Genomic DNA, 24,296 nt, shown 5'->3' with positions numbered 1-24,296 from the left:
TTACGCCGCGTTTTCCCTAGAAAGGAGGTGATCCAGCCGCACCTTCCGGTACGGCTACCTTGTTACGACTTCGTCCCAGTCGCTGCCCCTGCCCTCGGCCGCTGCCTCCTGACGGTTAGCGCACGGACTTCAGGCATTGACAACTCCCATGACGTGACGGGCGGTGTGTACAAGGCCCGGGTACGTATTCACCGCGCCATGGCTGATACGCGGTTACTAGCAACTCCGCCTTCACGGGGGCGAGTTGCAGCCCCCGATCTGCACTGAGACGCCGTTTGGCGATTTGCCTCCGCTTGCGCGGTCGCCACGCATTGTCGGCGCCATTGTAGCGTGTGTGTCGCCCCAGGCGTCAGGGCCATGCGGACTTGACGTCATCCCCGCCTTCCTCCCCGAAGGGCAGTCCGGTTAGACACCAGTAACTAACCGCAGGGGTTGCGCTCGTTGCGGGACTTAACCCAACATCTCACGACACGAGCTGACGACAGCCATGCAGCACCTGTGACGGTCCCTCGAAGGCCGCGACGTTTCCGCCGCCTGCACCGTCATGTCCAGCCTGGGTAAGGTTCTTCGGGTTGCCTCGAATTAAACCACACGCTCCGCTGCTTGTGCGGGCCCCCGTCAATTCCTTTGAGTTTTAAGCTTGCGCTCGTAGTTCCCAGGCGGACCACTTCACGCGTAAGCTTAGGCGCGCCGCGACGTCAATAGTCGCCACACGCCGAGTGGTCATCGTTTACGGCGTGGACTACCCGGGTATCTAATCCGGTTTGCTCCCCACGCTGTCGCGCCTCAGCGTCAGCCAGCGGCCAGCCCCCTGGCTTCCCCCTTGGTCTTCCTGCCGATCTCTACGCATTTCACCGCTACACCGGCAATTCGAGGGGCCTCTCCGCCGCTCTAGTCGTCTAGTTTGCCATGACCTCCCCCGGTTGAGCCGGGGGCTTTCACACGACACTGAGACCACCGCCTGCGCGCGCTTTACGCCCAGTAACTCCGGACAACGCTCGCCCCCTCTGTCTTACCGCGGCTGCTGGCACAGAGTTAGCCGGGGCTTCTTCCGGGGGTACCGTCGTAGTCGTCCCCCCGAAAAGCGGTTTACAACCCGAAGGCCGTCATCCCGCACGCGGCGTTGCTCGGTCAGGCTTGCGCCCATTGCCGAAAATTCCTTGCTGCTGCCTCCCGTAGGAGTCTGGGCCGTGTCTCAGTCCCAGTCTGGCTGGTCATCCTCCCAGACCAGCTACCCGTCATCGGCTTGGTAGGCCGTTACCCCACCAACCACCTGATGGGCCGCAGGCCCCTCCTCCGGCGCGCCGAAGCGCTTTCCCCTTGCGGACGTATGCGGGATTAGCGCGACTTTCGTCTCGTTATCCCCCACCGGAGGGCGGGTTCCCACGTGTTACTCAGCCGTGCGCCACTCACGCGCCGAAGCGCGTGCGTTCGACTTGCATGCATTAGGCACGCCGCCAGCGTTCGTCCTGAGCCAGGATCAAACTCTTCATGGTGATGGGCGACGCATCGCTGCGCGATGCGCCGCCGGGAGCCCGACGAATGCTCCACGTCACGATTCAGTTGTGAAGGTGCCGAGCGGGCGACAAAAAACCAGGCGGTCGCACCTTGCGGCTGGACCGACCTGGCGACAGTGGTTGCGCTTCCCCTGTCGCACTCCTGGTTGTCGCTATTCGCTCACGGGCGCGTCTCTCCAGAGACGGGTTGCTTACAACAGGCGATACTATACCACGCTCCAGCGTGCCTGTCAAGCGCTTTATCGCCTGTTTTTTCGACCGCTCCTGCCAGCAATGTTGCTAGAGCGGACCCTGCAACCTTGCCTTTATTGCAGGGACCCATGTTATAGCACGTTTCACACTACCTGTCAAGAGCCGATTCAACGATCATCCATCGGACCAGACTGACAGATCGATGGGATTCGATTTGCTATCAGCCTGTTGCTTGCGAACTGGTAGCAGCGCGAACTTCGGCAGCATGCCGCGGAGCATAGTGCCGGAGGAGTCTTGAACAAATTGGAGCAGACGGAGTTGCGAGATGGTCAGGTTGCGCTCAACCGGGGAAGCAGCATTTGCCAGGCGTCTTCGAGTGACCGTCGCCGCACTGCGGGAGAGCGAGTCGCCGCTTGCGTTTGCGCGCTCAGATCTCACCGTGCGTCCAACATCGAAGCGGCGCATGGCGCCGCTTCAGGGGTCGCCATCAAACTCAACGCTGATTTATGCGATCGCACCGACTTCGAGTTCAGCGAGATGGCGACGACGCGGTTGGAGCGGTTCCCAGACTTCGCCGTGATCATCGACTGCGCACAGGGTCTCGCCATACGCGCCGGACTCGACCAGTTTCTGCGCGACCATGAGCGCCAGCAGCGCATCTTCCGGACGCACCGGCGCAGGACCGCCGCAGCGCGCCGCAGCGGCGAAGGCTTCGAGTTCGGCGCGCAGCGGCTCCTTTTTGTTGACTTTGAAGCGGATCATACGCCCTTCGGTCACACCCATCAGCGCCGCCTGCGGCCATTCCGTTCCGTAGGGCGCCAGATCGTTTTCGTAGAGCGTCAGGTCCTGCGTAATGTAATTGGCGACGAACATCCCGCGTTCGCCGATGACCGACAGTTCACGCACTTTGTTGGGCGAGAGCCAGTTGATATCGAGCATACCGATCACGTCATTCTCAAAGCGCAACACTGCCGCCAGCAGGTCTTCGTGCGCGGTGTGCAGGCGCCGTCCAATCTCGGCATGCAGCTTGACGACGATCGAGTCGGTCAGATAGTGCATGATGTCGAGATCGTGCGTCGCCAGATCGACGACAACGCCGACATCTTTGATGCGGCTAGGGAACGGACCGATACGGCGCGATGTAATTTGATAGACGCGCCCCAAAGCGCCGTGATCGAGTTGTCCCTTTAGGACGATGATCGCCGGGTTGAACCGTTCGATATGACCAACCGTAAGCAACACACCGGTTTCGTGCGCCAGCGCGATCAGTTCTGCCCCTTGCGCGACCGTGGCGGCAATCGGTTTTTCGACCAGCGTGGCGACCCCGGCGCGCAACGTATCGCAAACGACTGCATAGTGCTGCTCTGTCGGCACCACCACCGAGACCAGATCAAGTTGTTCCCGTTCGAGCAATTCACGATAATCGGTGTAGCCGCGCACACGGAACCGCTGCATCAGTCGCGCAACCGTCTTCGGATCAACATCGGCGATGGCAACCAGTTCGACATCATCCATTTCGGAATACACGCGCGCATGGTTGAGACCCATAATGCCCGCGCCGATCAGCGCTGCACGAAGAATTTTCGCCATGGTGTCGCTCCTTGCTCAGTAGGCGCCACGACCGGTCAATATTGCCGGTATGGTCTGAAACAGGATCTGGAGATCAAGCCAGATCGTATGGTTGCGGATATAGTGCATATCCAGACGCACGCGATCCTCATATGACAGATCGCTCCGCCCGCTCACCTGCCACAAGCCGGTCAGACCGGGTTTCACTGTCGAGAGGTTGTGCTGCCATTTGCCGAATTTTTCAAGTTCCTGGCGGGTGATCATACGCGGACCAATCAGGCTCATTTCACCGCGCAGCACATTGAACAACTGCGGCAACTCATCGAGGCTATACTTACGCAGAAATGCGCCAATTCTCGTGACACGCGGATCGTCCTTCAACTTACCGTGTTCTTCGAGTTCGCGTTTCTGCTCCGGCGTCAGCAACCGATCGCCATCAATGTGCATGGTGCGCAGTTTGAGGGCATCGAACTCACGACGCCCCTGACCGACAACCCGCCGCCGGTAGATGACCGGACCGGGCGAGTCGCGCTTGATCAGATAAGCGACAACAAGGAAGAAAGGAATGAGGAAGATCACTGCTGTGGCAGCCAGAGTGTAATCGAGTATGGTCTTGGCAATCAGATGCACGCCGGTGATTCGCGTCTTGTTGAGCACCAGCAGGGGAACGAAACCTTCTTCACGAACGCGCACTCCGGTCGTCAGGAGTTCGAACAGACCCGACGCCAGGCGCACTTCAACGTCCTGAAAGGTATCGAGGGTGCTGTAGAGCGAGAGCAGTTGCTCTCGCATCATTGCCGTATTGGCGACAATCACGGTATCGATGTCGTGCTGCCGGATCTGTTCCGCAAACGCAGTAGACGCACTCAACACCGGAACACCCGGGATTGGTTCACTGCCCACCGGCAGGTAGTCATCGACGAAGCCAACGATGCGCATCCCACAGGTTTTTGCCGACCGTAATTGTTCGACAATCGCCAATCCTTCGGGATTCGCGCCGATGATCAGCGTGTGGTTGACAAACCGCCCTGCCTGACGCTGAGCGTAAACAAATCGGCGCACCGCAAAACGACCGGTAATGCCGAAGATGACCAGCAAACCCCACGACAGAATAAGAAATCCACGCGCAACAATAAAGTTGGGAACCAGGAAACTGACGATGATGACAAGTAAGACCCCAGTGGTGACAGCATTGAACATCCGGGCATATTCAGTCGCACCACCCAGCAGATTCACCGGATTGTACAGACCATACGCCGCAAACAATCCCAGATACACCGGCGTCATCGCCAGCACAACCATCGCATAGAAATCAGGATTGACCCACCCTTCCTCGAAAATCGGCAGGTCGCTCCAGAAACGCACCGCATAGGCGATTGCAAAACTGATAAGCACCGCCAGGGTATCATTGATAACCAGCACACCGTTCAACAGCCAGCGATCGGCGCGTCGAACGATATGTCCTGGCTTTGCGTGCGCTGCAATTCCTTTTGAGATCGCCATCAGCATCGCTCCTGTATGTGTTCAAACAGACTGCTTCTGATCATGTCAGACGGCAACCGTTTGCTGCGATTCGGACAGGGAACGGAGTGTCTGCTCGATAATCCCTGCCGCCCGCGCCGCGTGCGCAACCGCTGCTTCGCCATTCGTCAGTTGCGGGTAGATCTGACTGCTGTTCACCAGGTACAGTCCGGCAATATCTGTGGTGAACGGCGGAATATCATCGGTGCGCCCGATAGGATGAAGCGGTTCGACATAGCGTTCCCGACCAATCCGCACTGCCGCGATGTCGTCGGGACGCACGTCGGGGAACATCTGCCGCAGATAGACCAGGAATGAGCGTTGCAGCGCCTCATCGTTCATTTGGGCAAAGAGATTGTCGGGCGCCACATATTTCGGCAGATAGACCAGGTGATACCCGTTGGTAAACTGCCGGTCGATCAGGTTGGTCGTTTCGATCACACCGGTGAACGGAATGCGCTCATCGGTAATGTTCAGCGTGTAGTAGGGCGAGAGCGAACGGCGCAGCACCAGAAGCATACAAACAATGCCGAGATACTCTTCCAGGCGGCTCCAGCGCGCATTGACATCCGCCGCTTCGGGAGGAAGCAACCGGCGCGCAATCGGCGTTTGCAATGTCAGCACGGCGCCATCGCTGTCGATTTCGCCATTGCTCAGGCGCAAGCCGCACACCCGCCCTTCACTCACATGCACCTGCTGGATGGCGACCCCGGTTGTGATCTGCCCGCCGCGCTCGGTGATCGCCTTTGCCAGAGCATTGATAAGCATTGCGTAACCACCCGGCAGAAAGCACATCTTCTCGACGGCGCCCCCTTTCTCACGGGTGTCGGTTGTGCGCACCAGACGCGACCAGATGTATGTCGCCGGCACGTTGTCGAACCCGCCATCGAACTTGGCGCGCAGCAACGGCTTCCAGATGTGCTCCACCGTTCCGCGCCCGCCAAGTTTCGTGAGCCATTCGACCACCGGCGTCTGCTCCAGGGCGCGCCAGTCTTTCACCCGACGCGCCTGTAAAATGGTCACTCCCAGACGGAACCGATCAATCGGCGAGAGCGGCGGGAAACGCAGAAAATCGAGCGGGGTGGACATCGAATAGAGTTTGCCGTCGTGATAGAACCCCATCGATGTGACGGTCATGCGCACCTCGCTGCGCAGACCCAACTCATCGAACAGACGCATCAGCGTGCGGTCGCTGCTCAGAATGGCATGGTAGTAGCGATCAACTTCCAGACCATCGAGGTCGTCGAAACGAGTACGGCCCATCAACCCGCCCAATTCGCGGCTCCGCTCCCAGATTCGCACGCCAATGCCGCGCTTGATCAGGTCGTAGCCGAGCGCAAGACCGAGAATACCGCCGCCAACGATATCGATTACGGGCATGGTTGATGCTCCTGTGTCTATGGGGTCGCCCCTGTTGTGACTGTACTGTACCAGCAGGCTTTGAAATCGAAATGAACCCCTTCACGCTGCGTATAAACGATTTGTCAGCGTGGGGGGGTGGGTGCGTGTCGGGAGAGCGGCGCTGCCTGGGGCGTAGATGACCATCACCTGAGACAAGCACCTAACTCCGCGCAACCAGGATAACGCCGATGCAGATGACCGCCAGCCCGATCCAACGCAGGGGAGGAACCGCTTCGTGCAGCAACAACCACGATGCCAGCGTGATGAGCACATAACTGAGACTGGCAAATGGATACACGTAGCTCAGATCGGCGCGGTTGAGCGCCAGCAGCCAGAAAAACACACCACCGAAGTAGATAGTCAGACCGATAAGAATGTACGGCGACGTAACGATCCGCATCATCAGCGACGGCAGTGCGGCAATGCTGATCTCGAGTGCGCCCAGTTGCGCCATGCCGACCTTCAATAGCAGTTGACCGGCAACACCGGTAATAGTCGGTATCAGAATCAGTATCAGCGTCAGCATCATCGGGGTCATGGAGGATCCTTTCGTGGCGCTACACTCGCGCCGGTCAGCCTGTACGTTTGTCGCTTGCATACCACATATCTTTCTCGAGCGCTTCAGACGGCGCTCTCTCATACCAATTACCTGTGACCATCCGGCATAGTCACCCCGAGCAGCGCGAGGGGTCGTGCGCGACCCGCGCAGATTCCGCGCTGCGTTTACCCTGAGCGAAGCGAAGGGCTCGGAATGACACGCATGCGGCATCTTCAAGCGTCATTGGTATAACACGTCAACCATCGCTGCGACGGCGCGTTCACTGGCGCCGGTGCGGATCGGCGCCGGCGCGGACCGCAACCGGGCAAGCGCTGCGGGTTGCAACCATCGACGAGCGCCACTAAGAATAGACTCATACGTGTTACCGACCAGCACGTGCATCCCGGCGTCCACCAGGTAACGCCACTCGGTTTCGTTGCGCAGGATGAGCGTTGGCGTTCCCAGTGCGCCCGCCTCCTCTTGCAAGCCGCCAGAATCGGTGAGAAGCGCGCGCGCCTGCTCGACGAGGCAGAGCGTGTCGAGATAGCCAAGCGGCTCACTGACGCGAATATTGCGCGGCATGACAATGCCATAGGATCGCATCGCCGCCGCAGTGCGCGGATGCAGCAGAAACACGATTGTGTGCTCTTCCGCCAACTCACCGAGGGCGCGGATCATGCCGGGCAGCACGGCAGGAGTGGTATTCTCGCTGCGGTGCAGGGTCAGCACCAGGTAGTCGCCGGGGGTCACCTCCAGACGCTGCACGATGGTCGAGCGGCGGGCATGCTGCCGGTTCCGCGCGACAGCATCGATCACACTCGACCCAACCATACGGATCCGCTCAGGCGGCAACCCTTCCGCCAGCAGATTGCGCTCGGCGGTTTCATCGGCAGCCAGCAACAGCGTCGCAATATGGTCGAGAATAATGCGGTTGAGTTCTTCGGGCATCTGGCGATTGAAGGACCGCCCACCAGACTCGAGATGTGCGACCGGAATATTGAGTTTGGCCGCGCACAATCCGCCTGCCATCGCCGTATTCGTGTCACCCTGAACCAGAACCATGTCGGGCTTTGTTTCAAGCAGGATCGGCTCCAGCCGCGACAGCATGCGCGCTGTCTGTTCGCCGTGCAACGCTGAGCCGACGCCAAGCGTGTAATCAGGCGCCGGCAGCCCCAATTCCTCGAAAAAGACCGCGTCCATCTCGAAAGAATAGTGCTGCCCGGAATGCACGAGGATGTGGCGAAACCGCTCACGGAGCAGTGGAATGAGCGGCGATAGTTTGATAATCTCCGGGCGGGTGCCCAGAACTGTCACCACTGTTTTCATAACCGACCTGCTTTGCCGGGTGTGACTGATGTGGCACGAAACAATCCCATCAGACGCCGCCACAGAATATGCGCCTGAAAGCGCAGATGCGATTTGGTGATGCGCCAGATTTTTGCTTTCGACTGCCCGAACTTGCGCACATGCAGCACCGCCGGATATTCGGCGACTCGATACCCCGCCAGCAGCGCATTCACCAGGATTTCCGCCATCACCACATATCCTTCGAGCGTCGGCGGCACAGCCTCGACAACCCGACGGCGATACGCGCGATACATGGCGGTGTAGGTGTGAATGTGACGGTTCACCAGCGTCCGGTAGATCAGCGACGCACCCTGGCTGAACAATAGCCGGTAAGCGGGCACGCCTTCCACACCACCCTGCGGATGGTACGCCGACGAGGTGACAATATCGACGTCCGGCGTGAGCATGTCGAGCATGTCGGGAATGGTCGTAAAGGGGTAGGTCCCGTCACTGTCGGTCACCACAATGACCTCACCGCGCGCATGGGCGAAACCGGTGCGCAGGGCTGCACCGAGACCGCGATTGCGCTCATGGCGAACAATCTGCACCTGTTCCCAGTCAGCGAATGCGGATTTCAATCGCTCATACGTATCGTCGGTGCTGCCATCATCGACCAGCACCAGTTCGAATGGACCACGGCGCGCCAGTTCAGCGCGGATGGCATTGAGTTGCTCCCGCATCTGTTCGATGCTATCCGATTCATTGAAGCAGGGAATGACCAGTGAGAGATGCATGCCAGCGCCTTTCTCCAAGACAGACGAGAGAATGCGGCAGGCAATGAGCGGCATCCAGGAGCGACGCTCATTCACCACATTGCACATGGATTATGGATGGCGATAATGACGGGGTGATGAATGCGAAGCTGGACGATCCGTGACAATCCCGTTACTTCGCGGCATCGCTGTATTCGACCTGCACGCCGTAGTAGCGCATCAGGAAGGTGCGCAACGCATGATGGACGGGATCGTTGCTGCGCGGAGTGCGGTAGGCAATCAGGTCGAGCGGATAGATCGGCGCGCCGGTTGGCGGCGTCCAATCAGGACGAGTCACCAGTGCAACGATGTGACATGCGGGTCCGTTATCGAACGATGGCGGGGCGCCGTCTGAAGGGATGCACAGCAGTCGGTACTTCCTCCCACGATACCGAAAGGCGACCTGCCCATCGCGCTGCTCGACGGCGAGGCGCAGTTCACGCCGCACGCCGAGATCGACGAAGTGATCGAGAATCCGACGCGCAGCCGCATCACGGCGGCGCGGCGACATGCTGCGTTTCAGGCGGTTCATGGTCGTGACCGTTTGCGCCGGAAAGCCCTCGACCACATCGCCGGAGGCAACATCGCGGGTAATGACCGAACGCGAATTGATAAACACATGGTCGCCGATTGTCACTCCTGGATGAATGAAGACACCGGCCGCGCACCAGACATAGTCGCCGATCGTGACCGGTCCGAACTTCACCCAGTAGCCCTCGGTGTACGGGAAGAATGACCCGTGCGTGTAGACCATGCAGCGCGCGCCGAGTGCGGAATAGTTGCCAATGCGAACACATTCATCACAATTGATGAACGTTTGCGGACCAATATACGCATGGTCGCCAATGATCAGGTCTGCGGCGCCATACACCAGGACGAAACTGCTGATAATCGAGTAGCGACCGATGATCACATCGCCGTGGCAACTGATGAAGGTCAACGCCCGAATATCACTTTCGTCACCAATGGCAATGTGGCGCGCCGATATGCCAGCGAACCAACCGACGCGCACATTCCGTCCGACACGCGCGCCGAGCAGCGTCCGCATCAACCAGGGCTTAAGCGGCGGCGGCGCTAGCAGGATTAACACGACAAACAGCGTGTGCATAGGGATAAGAATGCTTCCATGCGCTGAGGAAGACTGCGCGATCATTATAATGGAGCGCCAGCCGCAACGCCACGCTCGACGCCCAGACCGACGCTCGATGTCAGAAGACGCCGGTAGCGCGCATGCCAGTGCGCAGCAATCTCGGCCGGCGCTGCCATCCAGAAGTCGCCGCGCGCGCTCAGATATTCCCACAATCGTCGCAAGGTTGCAACCCAACCGGGGAACAGCGCATCGTCAAATACGTAGTCGTGGACATTAACGAGCAGCAATCCGCCCTGAGCGGCGGTCCGGTCGGCAAGGTTGCGCAACACCTCGTTTGGCTCGCCAGGATTGGCGCCGTGTTGCAAGAAGAGTTGACTATCCATCCACCCCGTCGGTAATTGGAGCGTGCGCAGTTCGCGGCGTTCCTGCTGGATGAATGGAAAGAAGGGCCAGCACGATCCGCGCCGCCAACCGAGGTAGCGATCATGGGTCAATGAAGCGTCGTAGAGGAAACCGAGTTGCTCGTGGATCATGAGAGTCGCTTCAGGGTTCATGGGATCCATGTGCCAGTAATGATGCCGGTTCCCAACGACTGGCACGCCGGCGCACTCTTCGAGGAGGCGTTTTTCACGCGCAAACTGCTCGATGCTGGCATAGGCGCAGTAACTGCTGTGCAAGCCGATCTCGCATCCTGCCCCGATCAGGGAGCGAAACAGAGCGCGAAACTGCGGCGCGCGAATATCGTAGAAGGAGTCAGGCGTACCCAGTGCATATTCGCGCAGTGACCCACGGCGCGCAACAAAGTAGAAGGCAGACGGCGCGCCAAGGTCGCGTTCCAGCGCCAGCCAGGCGTTGAACTGCCAGTGATGTCGCTTCCCGGTCATCACATCAACAGCCGCCGGCAGACCACGCACACCCTGACGCAACAGCACCCGCAATGGTTCCAACCAGCGCACAACTTCCGGGTAATCGACATCGTGGCTGATAGCGGCAGCGGCGCATTTCCCGTGGGGCCAGCGCGGTTCGCCTGGCGGTGCGCCGATGTCGCCGAGCAGTTGCGCAAAGCGCGCACCGATCCCCGATGCCAGCCCTTGTTGCACAATATTGTTATGCAGATAGGGCGTACCTGTCAGATCGACATACCCGTGACGATTCTTCGGAAAGTGCGTTTCTTCCTGCCCGGTGAGCAGCCAGAAGAGATCAAAAACGATGTCGCGGGTACAGATCAGGCGTCCCTGTTCGCCGATGATCATCGCCTCATCGACACGCTCACCCTCGTACAGCGGATGGGTAAAGCCGTCGACTGTGGCGACTCCCGCGAGACGTGGCGCGGATCGCCGCTCCCAGAGGCGCGGCGTGGCCTGAATGACAAGCCGGGCATGCGGGGTGCGCTGCGGGTCGGCGACATAGGCGATATCACACGGTTCATCAAGCCCGCAGACGTGCCAGGCATAGCCTGCACCGGTCAACAGATACCGCCAGGTCCACGCAATTTCTGGCGCATAGCGCTCATCGAGCGACGGATCAAGGGCAAGGCGCACTGGTTGCATATTCAGACAGAGTATCATATCAGGCGCGCCGCATCTTCTTGAAGCGTGCGCTGAACTGTTCGCCGTCGGCAATCGTAATTTTGACCGGCGTTTTGAACGGCGCCAGATGCTCGCGGCACCAGGCGCGCACCCGTTTCTTGAGCGAGTCGAGGTCTTCCGGTTCGATCAGGTTCAAGCGAGCTGCAACAATCTGCCCCGTGATCGGATTTTTCTCGCCGTAGACCGTTGCATCGCGCACGTTGGGCAATTGCATGAGCACACTTTCGACCTCCGCCGGGTAGACTTTCTGCCCGCCGACATTGATGATTTCGGTACGCCGCCCCAGAATCCGTATGTACTCACCATCGACTTCTACCATGTCCTGTGTGTTCATCCACCCTTCCTCGTCGAAGGGGCTTGGCGCATTGAGATACCCGAGCATCGCCGATTTCGCGCGGACATAGAGCACGCCATCCACCACCTTCGTCTCGAACCCTTCGCCGCCGACTTTGACCCACAACGAACCGTCGTCGCGCGACTTCGAGCGGAGAATGCCAAGTTCGGAGAGACCGTAGGTTTGCTGGAGGCGCACGCCGGGAAACGCTTCACGGACACGCTGAAGCGTCGTTTCGGGCATCACTTCGGTGCCATAGGTAATCAGTTTCAGCGACGATAGATCGTAGCGCCGATATGCCTCTGACATCAGAATCAGGTTCAGGAAGGTTGGCGACGTGGGCAGCAATTCGACCGCATAGCGTTCAATCGCAGCGCAAACCTCATCAGGATCGCGGCTGCGCACCGACACGGCGGTTCCACCATTGGAGAGTGTGTAGAACAACGTGTTAATCCCGCCAATGTGGTCGAGCAGCAGAAAGGTCAGCGTCACTTGGCGATGGCGCGGCACTTTGAACTTCTCCAGCAGCGGCACGAAGTCGTGCAACGCCGCTTTGCTCTTGCCGGTTGAACCGGATGAGAAGAGCACCAGACCGGGATGCCCGCGCGTGATGAGTGTGCAGGTCAACGCATGCGTCACCGGGATGTCGCGGCGTTCAATGCGCCATCCATCGCCAGCATCGAAACTGATGACCGCCTGCACTTCGGCGATGGACAGGAACTCGTCACGGTGCGCTGCAACCGACGCCGTGAGCGGCACAATGATGGCATTGCGCGCAATCAGCGCCAGCAGGAGCGAAATCGCGCCGGGTGAATAGTCCCCTTCGATGCTGACCACCTGCCCTTCGGCAATGCCGGCCTCGTCGAGTATCACGCGCCAGCGCGCCACACGGTCGATCAGGTCGCCGTAGGAAACCGACGCCCCCTGCCAGACGATGGCCGTATCATTGCGCAATTGTGCCATACGATCTATCAGCCATTCGATTGCCATGTTCGTCTCCTCGTATGAAAAACGGCGTTTCAGGAAACGCCGCCAAGGTAGATGACCTGACCGGTGACATAATCGCTTTCAGGACGCACAAAAAAGTCGATGACATTCGCCACATCCTCGAACCGCCCCAGGCGCCGGATCGCCAGACTATCAACGATCTTCTGGATTTTATCGGGCGGAACCCCGCGAATGAGGTCGGTTTCAATAGGAGTTGGACCAACGGCGTTGACGGTGATGCCAAGCGGACCAAACTCACGCGCCAGAATGCGCGTCAGGGTCTCAAGAGCGCTTTTGGAAGCGGCGTACAGCGCCTCGCCTTCCAATCGCAAGGGGACCGCCACAGTGCTCAGGTTGACGATCCGACCATATCGACGCCGTTGCATCAGCCGCGCCGCTTCACGACACACCAGAAACGCACCACGCACATTAGTGGCAAAGATACGATCCAGCGATGCAATCGGGGTAAGGAGCGAGTGGTTCATCGCTGCGACACCAGCATTGTTGATGACAATATCGAGTCGACTGTGATGCCGCGCAATCGAGGTCATCATGGCTTTGACCTGCGACTCGTCAGTCACATCCGTGCGATGATGGGTATATCCTTCCAGCGACCAGTCGGGTGGCTCGCGGCTGCATCCCTCAACCAGCGCCCCTTTATGAACGAACCATTCCGCCAGGAATCGCCCGATTCCCTTCCGTGCGCCGGTGATCAGTACGACCTGTCGATCAGTTGTCATGGCTTTCACGCTCAGGCATGGCGCTGCTCGTTGAGCAGCGCGCAAATGTAATCCGCCAGCGAACCAACTGTCAAAAATGGGCTGTGCTTCTGCGACATGGCGCGTTCATTCGCCAGTGTAAGAGCGACATCAAAAATCTCTTCGATCTTCTGTTCCAGATCGACGATCAACGTCACCAGACCGAGCGAGTCCAGTAATGCGCGCCTGCCGATCAGGTACGTGTCTTCGCCAGGCTCGTCACCGGCAGTGATGCCGTTCTGCTCGTAGAGATCGCACAGACTGGCGATGACCAGCGCAAGAACTGTATTGCGGTCAACCGTCGAGAGGGTCGTCATGAGCATTCCTCCAGCATTCGGACAGATGTGCATCCCGGGCCTGCACTGTTCAATCACCGGTATCGTAGCAGAGCATCGTGACATGCACGTAAACCGGGGAAGAAGGGGAATGACATTTTTGCAAGCGGTGGCGTAGGTGACGGTCAGCGCCGGGTGCTCCCCCTCCGCGCGTCCGCCAGCGCGGGTGACGATCATCGCGGGGGCGCTGGCTACGGTTTTTGAACAAAGGGCAGGAAGGCGCGCGGCTTCAGGGGAGAAATGCCAACGATCGGTGTAATCGTTGGGTTGGTAGTCCTTGTTGGTGTACTGGTGACCGTGGCGGTAAACGCAACCGAGGTCATTGTTGGTGTTGCGGTCGGCGTTGATGTTGCCGAAGGCAATGGACCAGAGATTGGTGTGACGGTGCGCGTTGGCGTCGCCGATGGAAGCGCTCCGCTAAACGGTATATCGGCGACATAGACCGGACCGGCGGGTGAACCACCGAACCGCCGCTCGCCAGGGCTGCCGCCATCCGGCGCCGAGTCGATAATTGTCGTGCCGCTTCCCTCGTCGAACCGGTAGAGCGCGACCGTCTGCCCATCCACGGCGTGCGGCGCCGTTGGGCGTGTGAAGACGCCGGTGTAGCGCACCCCATTCGAGATGCGGATATCGTCGAGCAACCCTGCGTATGAGGGGTACTCTGATCCTGCATCGTGCTTCTCGGCGCCGAAGACCAGGAAGGGGTCGCTGTTCGGGTACGCTGTTGCGCGCCCGTCGCGGTAACTGATGTCGCCGGTCGGACCGGTTCCCTGCGCGTCGAGTTGCCCATCGACGAAGATGCGCATCTGCCCGCTGCTCGCGCTGCGCGTCACCGCGATATGTCGCCACTGACCATTCGCCACATTCGTGCTGCCATAGATCGTCGTTCCCGTCGCGCCGCGCTCCACGCCGAAGCAAATCCGCCCCGCCGCCAGCGAGATGCCGTAATCGCCGTAGTCGCCATTGCCATACACATCCCGGTCGATGATCGTCCGTCCGGTAATCCAGCCGGCGCCGGAGCTTCCCGGCGAGCATGCGCCGACGGCGGCCGTCGTTTTCAGCCAGAACTCGATGGTGAAATCGCCGCCGACATCGGCGGGAACCTGCGGATCGATCCGCACCTTCACCCGGTCGATATCACTTACGCCGTTGCCGTAGAACCGGAGCGCGTAGCCGCCCGACGACTGTGCCCGCAACGGACGCGATGCGGAGCCGGCCATTAACGCCAGCAACCATCCCGACGCCACACAGACGAGCAGCGCCAGCAAACGAACTCCATGCCTCATCAGCGCACCACCAGTGGCAGATAGGCGCGCGGTTCGAGGTTCGGCGGTGGTGGAGGCGGCGTGCTGCCAAATGGCGTATCCGTCACATAGACCGGACCGGCGGGCGATCCACCCAACTGCCGCACCCCAGGGCTGCCGCCGGTTGCGTCGCTGATGGTCGTACCGCTCCCCTCGTCGAACCGGTAGAGCGCGACCGTCTGCCCATCCACGGCGTGCGGCGCCGTTGGGCGTGTGAAGGCGCCGGTGTAGCGCACCCCATTCGAGATGCGGATATCGTCGAGCAACCCTGCGTATGAGGGGTACTCTGATCCTGCATCGTGCTTCTCCGCGCCGAAGACCAGGAAGGGGTCGCTGTTCGGGTACGCTGTTGCGCGCCCGTCGCGGTAACTGATGTCACCCGCAGGACCGGTTCCCTGCACGTCGAGTTGCCCATCGACGAAGATGCGCATCTGCCCGCTGCTCGTGTTGCGCGTCACCGCGATATGTCGCCACTGCCCATTCGCCACATTCGTGCTGCCATAGATCGTCGTTCCCGTCGCGCCGCGCTCCACGCCGAAGCAAATCCGCCCCGCCGCCAGCGAGATGCCGTAATCGCCGTAGTCGCCATTGCCATACACATCCCGGTCGATGATCGTCCGGCCGGCGATCCACCCATCGCCAGAAGCGCCAGGCGAACACGAGCCGCCGGTGGCCGTCGTTTTCAGCCAGAACTCGATGGTGAAATCGCCGCCGACATCGGCAGGAACCTGCGGATCGATCCGCACCTTCACCCGGTCGATGTCGCCGCTGCCGTTCCCGTAGAACCGGAGCGCGTAGCCGCTACTCGCAGGTTCTGGCGAAGAAGCGGGTGCAGACGAGGCAAACAGGAAGGACACCACACCGATGAGCGCCATCAGGATAGACGTGAACCGGAAACGACGATTGCGCATCTCAACACCTTCGCGTTACCACACAACCAATTGTACAATTGCAACATTATCAGGAGATGACATCACGTTTTGAATCTATGAATTCCGGGTTATTGCTTATTCTGCCGCAGCATCAGCGCAAGCCCGATACCCGCCAACAGCAATCCAATAGCAGCGACGCCGGCCAGCCAGAGCGGTGGACCGGCAGACACGTAAGGGGCAGCAACTGGAGAAGGAATGACCGGTGCAGCGGTTGGCATATCCTGCGTGGCGGGCACAGCCGTTATCACCGGAGCGACAGATGGCGCAAGCGCGTTTGGCGAAGCGGCTTCCACCAGCACAGGCGTGCCGGTTTCGGCAACAGCGAGAACGCCTGGCGAAGGCATCGGCAGCGCGGTTGACGCTGGCAACAACGTTGGCGCAGTCGTTGGTTCTGCTGCAATCCGCCAGGGAGTATCATTCGACCACTCAGGACCAGGGGGTGATCCGCCAACGCGCAGGAAGCCGTTGCTTGGACCACCCGGAGCGCCCGATGTGTCGTAGACCACTGTGCCCGCACCTTCGTCAAAATGGTACAGCGCAACCGTATCGGGATCGGGAGTGAACGGCGCGGATGGCAGAGTGAAGGCGTCGCGGTAGCGCACAACGCGTGAGATGCGCACCTCATCAATCCATCCGCGAAACGATGGATATTCAGGACCGGCATCGTGCTTCTCCGCGCCGATAACCAGGAACGGGTCGGCAGGATACGGTGTAGCGCGCCCATTGCGATAACTGACATCGCCGGTTGGACCATCGCCGCTGGCGTCGAGGCGTCCATCGACAAAAATTGCCAGCGCACCGTTGGCAGCAGAGCGCGTGACCGCCAGATGATGCCAGCGTCCATCGGTCACCTCAGCGCGACCGCAGAGCGTTGTTCCTTCTGCGCCGTTGTTGACGCCAAACGCAAGCCGTCCGCCGGCCAGAGAGATGCCATAGTCGCCGTAATCGCCAGCGAAGTAGACATCGCGGTCGAACACGATATTGCCATTGATCCAGGTATCGCCGCCGGGTATGCAGGGAGGTGCGGCATTCTCGCCGGGGAGCGCCTTGAGCCAGAACTCGATGGTGAAATCATCGCCGACATCGACCGGGCGCGGCGGCGCATCGAGCGGGATGACGACGCGATCAACACCATCGCGCCCGGCGCCGTAGAAGCGTAACGAGAAATCGCCCTGCGCCCTGCCGGGGTGCGCCGGGATCAGCGTCAGCAGCAGCGTCAGGATGAGGAGCGGCAAACGGAGCAATGTCAGTCGATGGATACAAAAGACGGGCATTGTCGAGCATTGCGCAGCATTACGGCTCTTCCGGTGGAACCAGAGGTTCAAGCATCCTGATCAAGTCAGGAACATCGTGTTGCACAATATCCCACACTTTGAACAGATCAAGACGGAAGTAATCATGCACGATGCGATGCCGTAATGCAATAATCTGAGACCAGGGGATTTCGGGATGAGCCATTTTCGTCTCGTCTGAGATTTTACGCGCGGCTTCACCGATGTTCTCCAGAGCCTTTGCAATGGCGTGCTGGTAGAGGGAATTACGTCGAAAATCCTCCCACGTAAGTTCCTCGCTGAACTGACGCGCTATCCTGGCCGCAATCAACATGTCCAGCAAATAAGCATCATCTCGCCACATAGACGCGTTCCAGGTGACTTAAGATATGTTTTCGACGAATATAGTTCTCACTTTGTTCAACCAGCGACCGCTCAACCAGATCCACCTTGCGACCAAATATCTCCTCCAGTTCGCGCACCATCGCCAACCACTGCTGAAATGTCCACTGCACGCCTGGTTCGAATGTTACCAGGATGTCCACATCGCTATCTGGACGGAAATCGTCGCGCAGCGCCGATCCGAAGATTGCAAATTCCACAACGCGCCAGCGATGGCAGAAGTCGGCAATCGCTTCTCGTGGCAGATCGATCTGTAATGGCATGGCTTCACCTCACTCCCCCCTGCTCACATCGCGCACCGCCTGCCGCCACGCATCGTCGAGCGGGCCTGGCGTGTACGGCAGGTAACTGCCGACCCGGTCGAGGACGCCGTCGTAGCGTTCGCGCAGCGCCTTGCCGATCCGATCAAGCGGCGCCGTGACGGCGAACACATCGAGCATATCGTCGGTAATCAGCGCCCCCATTTCGGACCAGCGCCGCGCGGCTGCCAGACGCGACAACTGCTCGCCGACGTCCTCCCAGCCGTGACATGCCAGCACCACGCGGTAGGTTGGAGTCGAGGCATAGAACGCAATCTGTTCGCGCACAAATGCGCGAGAACCTTCCATACTTGCCTCATCGGGACCAGTAATGAGAAACACGCTGCTCGTCAGATTCACCTGCGACGGATCGCGTCCCGCCTTTGCCGCGCCGGCCGCCACCTGCGGTCGGACAATCTCATTAATATACTTTACACTATGAAAGGGATGGACGTGAAAACCGTCGCACAACTCGCCTGCCAGACGCGCCAATCCTTCGTTGACCCCGGCGATATAAACAGGAATGTGGGGATCGGCAATCGGACCAGGGTTAAAGAAGGGCGACATGAGGGTATGGTTGTAGAACTGACCGCGATAATCGAGTTTGGCGCCAGTCTGGAATGCCTGCCAGATTGCGCGCAGCGCCTGAATATAATCACGCAATTTCGGAACCGGCGGATCCCATGTCATGCCGAAGCGCCGTTCGATGTGCGCCTTCACCTGCGTCCCCAACCCCAGGATAAAGCGTCCCCCAGAGAACGCCTGAAGGTCCCAGGCGATCTGCGCCATCACCATCGGGCTGCGCGCAAACGCAATCGCCACTGCCGTCCCCAGATGAATCTCGGCAGTATGATCGGCTGCCAGCGTCAGCGGCAAAAAGGGATTATGCTGCGTTTCCGGCGTCCAGAGCGCAGCGAACCCCACGGCTTCGGCGGCGCGCGCAATTTTGCCCGCCTCGTTGAGTCGGCGCGCATCAACCACCAGCGTTGCATCGAGTTTCATAGGACCCCCTTCGTGCTGGGAACAACGCCGCCAAGCCGCTCATCGATGCGCGTCGCTGCATCGAGCGCGCGACCGAGCGCCTTGAACAACGCTTCGACTTTATGATGGTCATTGCGCCCATACAGGACGCGCGCGTGCAGATTCATGCGCCCGTGGACGGCAATACTCTCAAACAGATGGGCAATCAGATCGGTGCCAAGCCGACCGACGCGCGGTGTCACAAATGCCGCATCGACTACACAGTACGGTCGTCCACTCAGATCGACCGCAACGAATCCAAGCGCCTCATCCATGGGCACATACGCATGCGCCGTGCGTACCAACCCACGGCGCTCGCCAAGCGCTCGATCGAATGCCTGCCCCAGGCAGATGCAGACATCCTCTGCCGTATGGTGCTCATCGACGTGGAGATCACCGTCAGCGCGGACCGCCAGATCGAACAGACCGTGACGTGCAAACAGGTGAAGCATATGATCGAGGAACCCAATGCCGGTAGCAATATCGACCCTGCCCGAACCGTCGATGTTCAGCATCAGCGCCACATTGGTTTCGCCCGTTTGCCGTTCGATCGTTGCCGCGCGTTGCATCACTTTGGTCCTCCACCAAGCAACCGCAGCGCCTCAAGCAGTTGGGGATCATCATCTTCGCTATAGCGCGTCCAATCGACTTCGAGCAACACATCGGGAATGACGCCGCGCCCTTCCAGGTCTGTGCCATTGCGCAACCGAAACCCTTCCTGCGCGAGCCAGAGGCGCGACCCATCGCGCAGCGCGTGAGCATAGATCGTTTCCGTATTCCCTGCCGATCGCGCCCCGACGACGATCGCCCCCGCTTCTGCCTGCAACACCGCTGCCAGCACCTCGGCGTAGGAAGCAGTCTCTTCATCGATCAGGACGACCAGACCGGCGCTGAGATTGCGCATATCCGGCCCGGCAGGCGGATTGACGACCAGCGGACGCACATAGTCGCGCCCGAAAAAGACACCGACCTGCCCGCGCACAAAATGGCTCAACACCCCCGACAACACCTCACCCCAACCACCACGGTTCGAGCGCAGATCGAGGATCAGACCGCGCAACGAACCACCCGCCACCAGATCGGTGAGGGCGCCGCTCACCTGTTCTCCCATATCGTGAACCCAGAGCGTCGGCACAGCGACATATCCAATATCGCCGGGGAAACGGCGATAGTAGGGCAGAATACTGGCGCGCACCTCCTGACGGGTGAGCAGCACATCGCGCAATTTTGCGCCGGGGCGCGCAATCGTCAGACGCACCGACGTGCCGATGTCGCCCTGGAGATCACCATCGGATACCGCATACGGTCGTCCGTCCACTGCCACAATCCGATCACGCGGACGAATCCCGGCGCGCGCTGCGGGGCTTTCCGGAAAGACCTGCTGAATAAACCCGCCATCCGGCTTCGGTTGAACGCTCACACCAATTCCGACACGGGTCTCCTGTCCACTGGCGGTTGCATCTTCCGCTTCGACAGAAGCGGGCGGGACGAAGCGTGAGTGGTTATCGTTCAGTTGGGCGACCATATCGATCATCGCCGCATAGAATTCATCGCGCGATTGCGCCCGCATAATCCGGGCGCGATAGTCGGGATACAGCCCTTCCCAGTCAATGCCGCCAAAATCATCATAGAGATATTCTTCGTTCACAATGCGCCAGACTTCATCGAAAATCTGAAGTCGTTCATCGAGCGCAGGCACATCAGGCGTTGGAGTGAGCGTTGGAATCGGCGTCGGAACAAGCGTGGGAGAAGGGAGCGGTGTTACTGTCGCAGTTGCGGGAGTGGACGCACCCGATGTCGCAATTCCCTCAGTCCATGCAGGCAGCGCATCAGTCGCCGCCGTTGTGGAACGCACCGTCGATACCGGCGCCATGCCACATCCGGTCAGCGTGACAATGCTGACGACAGCCCCTAGTCGAAGCAGGACGTTTCCCAGCACCATCCGCGCACTCACCTGTAGCGTCAGGCGCAACGAACCTCGGCGCGTTGCGGACCTACCTCACGACATCGAATGCAGACCGTAAGACCTGACCTGCCACTTCAGCGCCAAGACGCGAACCTTCACCGCCATTTTCGATCATCACCACGACGGCAAACCGCGGTTGATCGACGGGCGCGATTGCAATGAACCAGGCGTGGGCGCACAGCCGTTCGGGATCAGCCGATGTCGGGCAGGGATATTCAGCCGTGCCGGATTTACCGCCCACCTCCACGCCAGGAACTGCATCCGCCGCCTTACCGAAACCATATGCCACTGCGGCGCGCATATTTGAGCGCATACGCGCTGCGACGTCAACCGGCATCACCCGCCGGATTGGGCGCGGACCGTTGCGCACCACGGTCGTCCCATCAGGACGAATAATCTCCGCCACCAGAAATGGTCGCATCATCATACCATCATTTGCGATCGTTGCAGCAACCATTGCCATCTGCAACGGCGTGACCTGCAACTCTCCCTGACCAAAGCCGGTATCGGCGAGCGCAGCACGGCTGTTCAGAAAACCGGGATTGACATAGAGCAGACTTGGCAGGGTTGGCAAGTCGGTAAAGCCATTGTAGACGTTCGACGCTTCCTGGGGGCGATCGATATCGAAACGGCGGGCAGTTTCAGCGAGCAGGTCCGGTCCAAGTCGCATCGCATACTCGGCAAACGCCGTATTGCACGAGAAGGCATAGACCCGTTCGAGATTCGGTTCAGCGGGGAACGGCGTTGAACGGATGATCCCTTCCAGCCCGGTGCGCACGGCATTGACCACCGGCGGCGCGCCAGGTTCGGTTGGGCGCTCATCGGGACAATCGATGGCATCAGGACGCCCCTGCTCAGGATGGAGCAACACAGCCACGGCAGTCACAGTTTTGAATGTCGAGCCAGGCGCATATCGCCCCTGAGTCGAACGATTGAGCAACGGTTGACCGGCGCCTTCGGCGTTGATGGCGCGCCAATATTCGTCGATCCGCCGATTTTCCGCCTGACGGTCGGGCGCAGCAGGATTGAACGCCAGCCCACGTGGGTCAAAACCGGGGCGCGAAACCATTGCCAGCACCGCGCCGGTGCGTGGATCGAGCACCACAATCGAGCCAATGCGTTCGCCAAGCGCCGCGTGCGCCGCAGCCTGTAACCGCGCATCGATAGTCAGGCGAACCGTATCGCCAACGCGCGGACGGTCGAGCAACGTATCCTGGAGCCGTCGCCACGAATCACGCTCGCCGGAGAGATAGTCGTTGTACGTCGCCTCAATGCCGGACTGTCCGAAACGACTGCTGAAGAAGCCGACGACATTTCCAAACGCTGTCGGATCATACATTGCCGCAAGCGGATAGCGACGCACTGCATACCCGCCTTCGACAACTTCGGTTGCCACAATCACCGTTCCGTTGCGATCAAGGACTGGTCCACGTTGAACCTTCAGTGCTGCTACAACCTTACGCACATTACTGGTCGTCTGACCGGTCTGCTGATCAACAAACACAGCACCGGCAATAGCGTCCGCATACACGAACTGTTGGCGGAGCAGTTGGAGCGACAGCGCAACAAAGCCAATCGCCATCGCCAGAGCGAGATGCTGAACGTGGCGAGCGATACCGGTAGAAGCCGAAGGCAGCGACAAACGCGCAGCGACATACAGCAACGGCAGCGCGATCCACAACGCCGCCATCCAGCGACTATCCTGGTCGATTGGCTGCAGCACGCCATAGATCAACAGCACAGCCGCAGCACCCAGGCTGATCAACCGAAGAACCGAACGCACTGTCAATCGAGCGGCAGCGACACACGCACCGTTACGCCGCCTCCATCGAGTTCAAACACATCGAGACGACCATCGTGCTCGGCGAGACGATACTGCAAGGTGCGCAGGGAGCGCCATCCAGGGCGCTCATACGTTCCATCGAGCAAGCCAATGCCATCGTCCTGAATCATCAAAACCACTGACGACGAGTCGTACCGCAACGTTACATTGACCGACGAGGCATGCGCGTGTTGCTGAACATTGAGCAATGCTTCCTGTGCAAGGCGCACCAGCAACTGGCGTTGGGCATGGCGGACATGCCGCGCTCGCCCCAATTGCGTGACGCGAACCGCGATGCCGGTATGCTGGCTGAACCGCGATGTCAGAATATCAATCGCCGTTCCCAATTCGACGTCGGTAGCCGCCAGCGGCGCAAACAGCAGGCGGCGCAATTCATCCGCGCCATGTTCTGCGGTGCGAATGCGCGTTGCCTGCGCCACCGGCGACGGTTCGCTGGCATCACGCGATATGGAACGAACCCCACCGCTCTCGCGCGGCAGAGATGGCGCATCAGGCGGGGCAGAGCGGCGTGGACGCATGTCTGACCGTTCGGGTGAACGACGCGATGGCGCGCGTCGATGTTCGACGTAGTCGCGCATCATTTCAACCAGAGGATGCACAAGAGCGCCAAACAACGGCGGCGCCATCATCGTCAGCGCCAGCGTCATCCCAGATACCTCGCCGGTCAGGAGGCGATCGGCGGGCGGCGCTCCCGCAGCCCACAGTGCGGCAAGATCGATCGATACAAACGTCAGCCCTGCCATTATACCGCCGCGCCAGCCATACATCAACGCCGGTAATACCAGAGAACTACTTGCACAGAGGAGAAACGCGCTATCCCATCCGCCGCTGAATAGGACCAGTGCCACACCGTAGACGATGTCGATCATCAGGGTCGCCGGATTACGCCGGACAATGCGCAAATACGACTGCGCGAACCGTGTGGCAAGCATGTTGACCAGCAACGCCAGACATAGCGCCCACAGTTGCGTTGCATCGAGCAACCCCTGCGCCAGCACCCAGAGGAGCGTCGCGCCCCACACCATCCAGCGGGACGTAAAAAAAATCACGTGGTCTGCCAGCCACGGGTTGGGCGGAAGGCGTGTCCCGCTCACGCTGCACCTCGCGCATTTACGAATAGGCCGGTCAACAACCGAGCCGCCGGCGTATCTCGACCGAAGTGAACGACATCGTCGGGGCTTACAGGGGTAAGTGTAACAGAAAGCAGCGGCGGCGGCAAGGGTGAAGAGCGCCGAGAACTGAGAACTGAAAACTGAGAACTGAGAACCGAGAACTGAGAACTGAGAACTGAGACTGCAACTCAATTTATCTTTCCCTCTCGCAAGGAAA

At 59.8% G+C, this 24,296-nt stretch carries 22 protein-coding genes and 1 rRNA gene; all 23 read right to left on the bottom strand.

The features are described from left to right. Positions 1-20: 20 nt before the first annotated feature. Positions 21-1,496 (bottom strand): 16S ribosomal RNA (locus tag RCAS_RS20635). A 387-nt stretch (positions 1,497-1,883) separates the two neighbouring features. Further along, entirely contained in the window at positions 1,884-2,174 is a 291-nt protein-coding gene (locus tag RCAS_RS20630) for a hypothetical protein (RefSeq protein WP_012122432.1), read from the bottom strand. A gap of 39 nt (positions 2,175-2,213) precedes the next feature. Beyond that, on the bottom strand, positions 2,214-3,299 hold the full coding sequence (locus tag RCAS_RS20625; RefSeq protein WP_012122431.1) for a Gfo/Idh/MocA family protein: 1,086 nt from the start codon (positions 3,297-3,299) through the stop codon (positions 2,214-2,216). A 15-nt stretch (positions 3,300-3,314) separates the two neighbouring features. Continuing rightward, the gene (locus RCAS_RS20620) at positions 3,315-4,781 is read right to left on the bottom strand and encodes a sugar transferase (RefSeq protein WP_012122430.1); all 1,467 of its coding nucleotides are present in this window, start codon (positions 4,779-4,781) and stop codon (positions 3,315-3,317) included. Positions 4,782-4,826: 45 nt separating this feature from the next. Next, positions 4,827-6,179, bottom strand: coding sequence for an NAD(P)/FAD-dependent oxidoreductase (locus RCAS_RS20615; RefSeq protein ID WP_012122429.1), 1,353 nt, complete (start codon positions 6,177-6,179; stop codon positions 4,827-4,829). A 181-nt stretch (positions 6,180-6,360) separates the two neighbouring features. After that, entirely contained in the window at positions 6,361-6,738 is a 378-nt protein-coding gene (locus RCAS_RS20610; protein ID WP_012122428.1) for an EamA family transporter, read from the bottom strand. 240 nt (positions 6,739-6,978) lie between these two features. Further along, positions 6,979-8,064 (bottom strand): non-hydrolyzing UDP-N-acetylglucosamine 2-epimerase, encoded by a 1,086-nt coding sequence (gene wecB, locus RCAS_RS20605; protein WP_012122427.1) that lies wholly within the window; start codon positions 8,062-8,064, stop codon positions 6,979-6,981. Further along, entirely contained in the window at positions 8,061-8,819 is a 759-nt protein-coding gene (locus RCAS_RS20600) for a glycosyltransferase family 2 protein (RefSeq protein WP_012122426.1), read from the bottom strand. The genes wecB and RCAS_RS20600 overlap by 4 nt, the downstream gene beginning before the upstream one ends. A gap of 151 nt (positions 8,820-8,970) precedes the next feature. Continuing rightward, entirely contained in the window at positions 8,971-9,945 is a 975-nt protein-coding gene (locus tag RCAS_RS20595) for an acyltransferase (RefSeq protein WP_041331202.1), read from the bottom strand. A 44-nt stretch (positions 9,946-9,989) separates the two neighbouring features. Beyond that, positions 9,990-11,495 (bottom strand): polysaccharide deacetylase family protein, encoded by a 1,506-nt coding sequence (locus RCAS_RS20590; protein WP_012122424.1) that lies wholly within the window; start codon positions 11,493-11,495, stop codon positions 9,990-9,992. 1 nt (position 11,496) lies between these two features. After that, a complete protein-coding gene (locus RCAS_RS20585) occupies positions 11,497-12,840 on the bottom strand; it encodes an ANL family adenylate-forming protein (RefSeq protein ID WP_012122423.1) in 1,344 nt (447 codons plus the stop codon). Between the two features lie 29 nt (positions 12,841-12,869). Next, positions 12,870-13,577, bottom strand: coding sequence for an SDR family NAD(P)-dependent oxidoreductase (locus RCAS_RS20580; protein ID WP_012122422.1), 708 nt, complete (start codon positions 13,575-13,577; stop codon positions 12,870-12,872). Positions 13,578-13,588: 11 nt separating this feature from the next. Next, positions 13,589-13,912 carry a hypothetical protein gene (locus tag RCAS_RS20575; protein ID WP_012122421.1) on the bottom strand — a complete coding sequence of 108 codons (324 nt, stop codon included), beginning with the start codon at positions 13,910-13,912 and terminating at the stop codon, positions 13,589-13,591. Positions 13,913-14,121: 209 nt separating this feature from the next. After that, on the bottom strand, positions 14,122-15,216 hold the full coding sequence (locus RCAS_RS20570; protein WP_012122420.1) for a LamG domain-containing protein: 1,095 nt from the start codon (positions 15,214-15,216) through the stop codon (positions 14,122-14,124). After that, positions 15,216-16,145: a LamG-like jellyroll fold domain-containing protein gene (locus RCAS_RS20565; RefSeq protein WP_012122419.1), complete on the bottom strand. Its 930-nt coding sequence runs from the start codon at positions 16,143-16,145 to the stop codon at positions 15,216-15,218. The genes RCAS_RS20570 and RCAS_RS20565 overlap by 1 nt, the downstream gene beginning before the upstream one ends. A gap of 89 nt (positions 16,146-16,234) precedes the next feature. Then, positions 16,235-17,440: a LamG-like jellyroll fold domain-containing protein gene (locus tag RCAS_RS20560; protein ID WP_012122418.1), complete on the bottom strand. Its 1,206-nt coding sequence runs from the start codon at positions 17,438-17,440 to the stop codon at positions 16,235-16,237. 19 nt (positions 17,441-17,459) lie between these two features. Then, positions 17,460-17,801 (bottom strand): HepT-like ribonuclease domain-containing protein, encoded by a 342-nt coding sequence (locus RCAS_RS20555; RefSeq protein WP_012122417.1) that lies wholly within the window; start codon positions 17,799-17,801, stop codon positions 17,460-17,462. Continuing rightward, positions 17,788-18,102, bottom strand: coding sequence for a nucleotidyltransferase family protein (locus RCAS_RS20550; RefSeq protein WP_012122416.1), 315 nt, complete (start codon positions 18,100-18,102; stop codon positions 17,788-17,790). The genes RCAS_RS20555 and RCAS_RS20550 overlap by 14 nt, the downstream gene beginning before the upstream one ends. A gap of 9 nt (positions 18,103-18,111) precedes the next feature. After that, positions 18,112-19,140, bottom strand: a complete 1,029-nt coding sequence (locus RCAS_RS20545) for a TIGR03617 family F420-dependent LLM class oxidoreductase (RefSeq protein ID WP_012122415.1) — start codon at positions 19,138-19,140, stop codon at positions 18,112-18,114. Then, the gene (gene hisB / locus RCAS_RS20540) at positions 19,137-19,727 is read right to left on the bottom strand and encodes an imidazoleglycerol-phosphate dehydratase HisB (RefSeq protein ID WP_012122414.1); all 591 of its coding nucleotides are present in this window, start codon (positions 19,725-19,727) and stop codon (positions 19,137-19,139) included. The genes RCAS_RS20545 and hisB overlap by 4 nt, the downstream gene beginning before the upstream one ends. After that, on the bottom strand, positions 19,727-21,100 hold the full coding sequence (locus tag RCAS_RS20535; protein WP_012122413.1) for a S41 family peptidase: 1,374 nt from the start codon (positions 21,098-21,100) through the stop codon (positions 19,727-19,729). The genes hisB and RCAS_RS20535 overlap by 1 nt, the downstream gene beginning before the upstream one ends. A gap of 52 nt (positions 21,101-21,152) precedes the next feature. Continuing rightward, complete coding sequence (locus RCAS_RS20530) at positions 21,153-22,907, bottom strand: peptidoglycan D,D-transpeptidase FtsI family protein (RefSeq protein ID WP_049768922.1); 1,755 nt, start codon at positions 22,905-22,907, stop codon at positions 21,153-21,155. Between the two features lie 2 nt (positions 22,908-22,909). Then, positions 22,910-24,061 (bottom strand): sensor histidine kinase, encoded by a 1,152-nt coding sequence (locus RCAS_RS20525; protein WP_157042721.1) that lies wholly within the window; start codon positions 24,059-24,061, stop codon positions 22,910-22,912. Positions 24,062-24,296 lie beyond the last annotated feature (235 nt).

This window comes from Roseiflexus castenholzii DSM 13941, assembly GCF_000017805.1.
GTDB classification, from domain to species: domain Bacteria; phylum Chloroflexota; class Chloroflexia; order Chloroflexales; family Roseiflexaceae; genus Roseiflexus; species Roseiflexus castenholzii.
This window is presented reverse-complemented; position numbering and strand designations above follow the sequence as displayed.

Coding starts and splice junctions, on each gene's coding strand:
- RCAS_RS20630 (WP_012122432.1), bottom strand. CDS start 2,174: ATGCGCCGCTTCGATGTTGGACGCACGGTGAGATCTGAGCGCGCAAAC.
- RCAS_RS20625 (WP_012122431.1), bottom strand. CDS start 3,299: ATGGCGAAAATTCTTCGTGCAGCGCTGATCGGCGCGGGCATTATGGGT.
- RCAS_RS20620 (WP_012122430.1), bottom strand. CDS start 4,781: ATGGCGATCTCAAAAGGAATTGCAGCGCACGCAAAGCCAGGACATATC.
- RCAS_RS20615 (WP_012122429.1), bottom strand. CDS start 6,179: ATGCCCGTAATCGATATCGTTGGCGGCGGTATTCTCGGTCTTGCGCTC.
- RCAS_RS20610 (WP_012122428.1), bottom strand. CDS start 6,738: ATGACCCCGATGATGCTGACGCTGATACTGATTCTGATACCGACTATT.
- wecB (WP_012122427.1), bottom strand. CDS start 8,064: ATGAAAACAGTGGTGACAGTTCTGGGCACCCGCCCGGAGATTATCAAA.
- RCAS_RS20600 (WP_012122426.1), bottom strand. CDS start 8,819: ATGCATCTCTCACTGGTCATTCCCTGCTTCAATGAATCGGATAGCATC.
- RCAS_RS20595 (WP_041331202.1), bottom strand. CDS start 9,945: ATGCACACGCTGTTTGTCGTGTTAATCCTGCTAGCGCCGCCGCCGCTT.
- RCAS_RS20590 (WP_012122424.1), bottom strand. CDS start 11,495: ATGATACTCTGTCTGAATATGCAACCAGTGCGCCTTGCCCTTGATCCG.
- RCAS_RS20585 (WP_012122423.1), bottom strand. CDS start 12,840: ATGGCAATCGAATGGCTGATAGATCGTATGGCACAATTGCGCAATGAT.
- RCAS_RS20580 (WP_012122422.1), bottom strand. CDS start 13,577: ATGACAACTGATCGACAGGTCGTACTGATCACCGGCGCACGGAAGGGA.
- RCAS_RS20575 (WP_012122421.1), bottom strand. CDS start 13,912: ATGACGACCCTCTCGACGGTTGACCGCAATACAGTTCTTGCGCTGGTC.
- RCAS_RS20570 (WP_012122420.1), bottom strand. CDS start 15,216: ATGAGGCATGGAGTTCGTTTGCTGGCGCTGCTCGTCTGTGTGGCGTCG.
- RCAS_RS20565 (WP_012122419.1), bottom strand. CDS start 16,145: ATGCGCAATCGTCGTTTCCGGTTCACGTCTATCCTGATGGCGCTCATC.
- RCAS_RS20560 (WP_012122418.1), bottom strand. CDS start 17,440: ATGCCCGTCTTTTGTATCCATCGACTGACATTGCTCCGTTTGCCGCTC.
- RCAS_RS20555 (WP_012122417.1), bottom strand. CDS start 17,801: ATGTGGCGAGATGATGCTTATTTGCTGGACATGTTGATTGCGGCCAGG.
- RCAS_RS20550 (WP_012122416.1), bottom strand. CDS start 18,102: ATGCCATTACAGATCGATCTGCCACGAGAAGCGATTGCCGACTTCTGC.
- RCAS_RS20545 (WP_012122415.1), bottom strand. CDS start 19,140: ATGAAACTCGATGCAACGCTGGTGGTTGATGCGCGCCGACTCAACGAG.
- hisB (WP_012122414.1), bottom strand. CDS start 19,727: ATGCAACGCGCGGCAACGATCGAACGGCAAACGGGCGAAACCAATGTG.
- RCAS_RS20535 (WP_012122413.1), bottom strand. CDS start 21,100: ATGGTGCTGGGAAACGTCCTGCTTCGACTAGGGGCTGTCGTCAGCATT.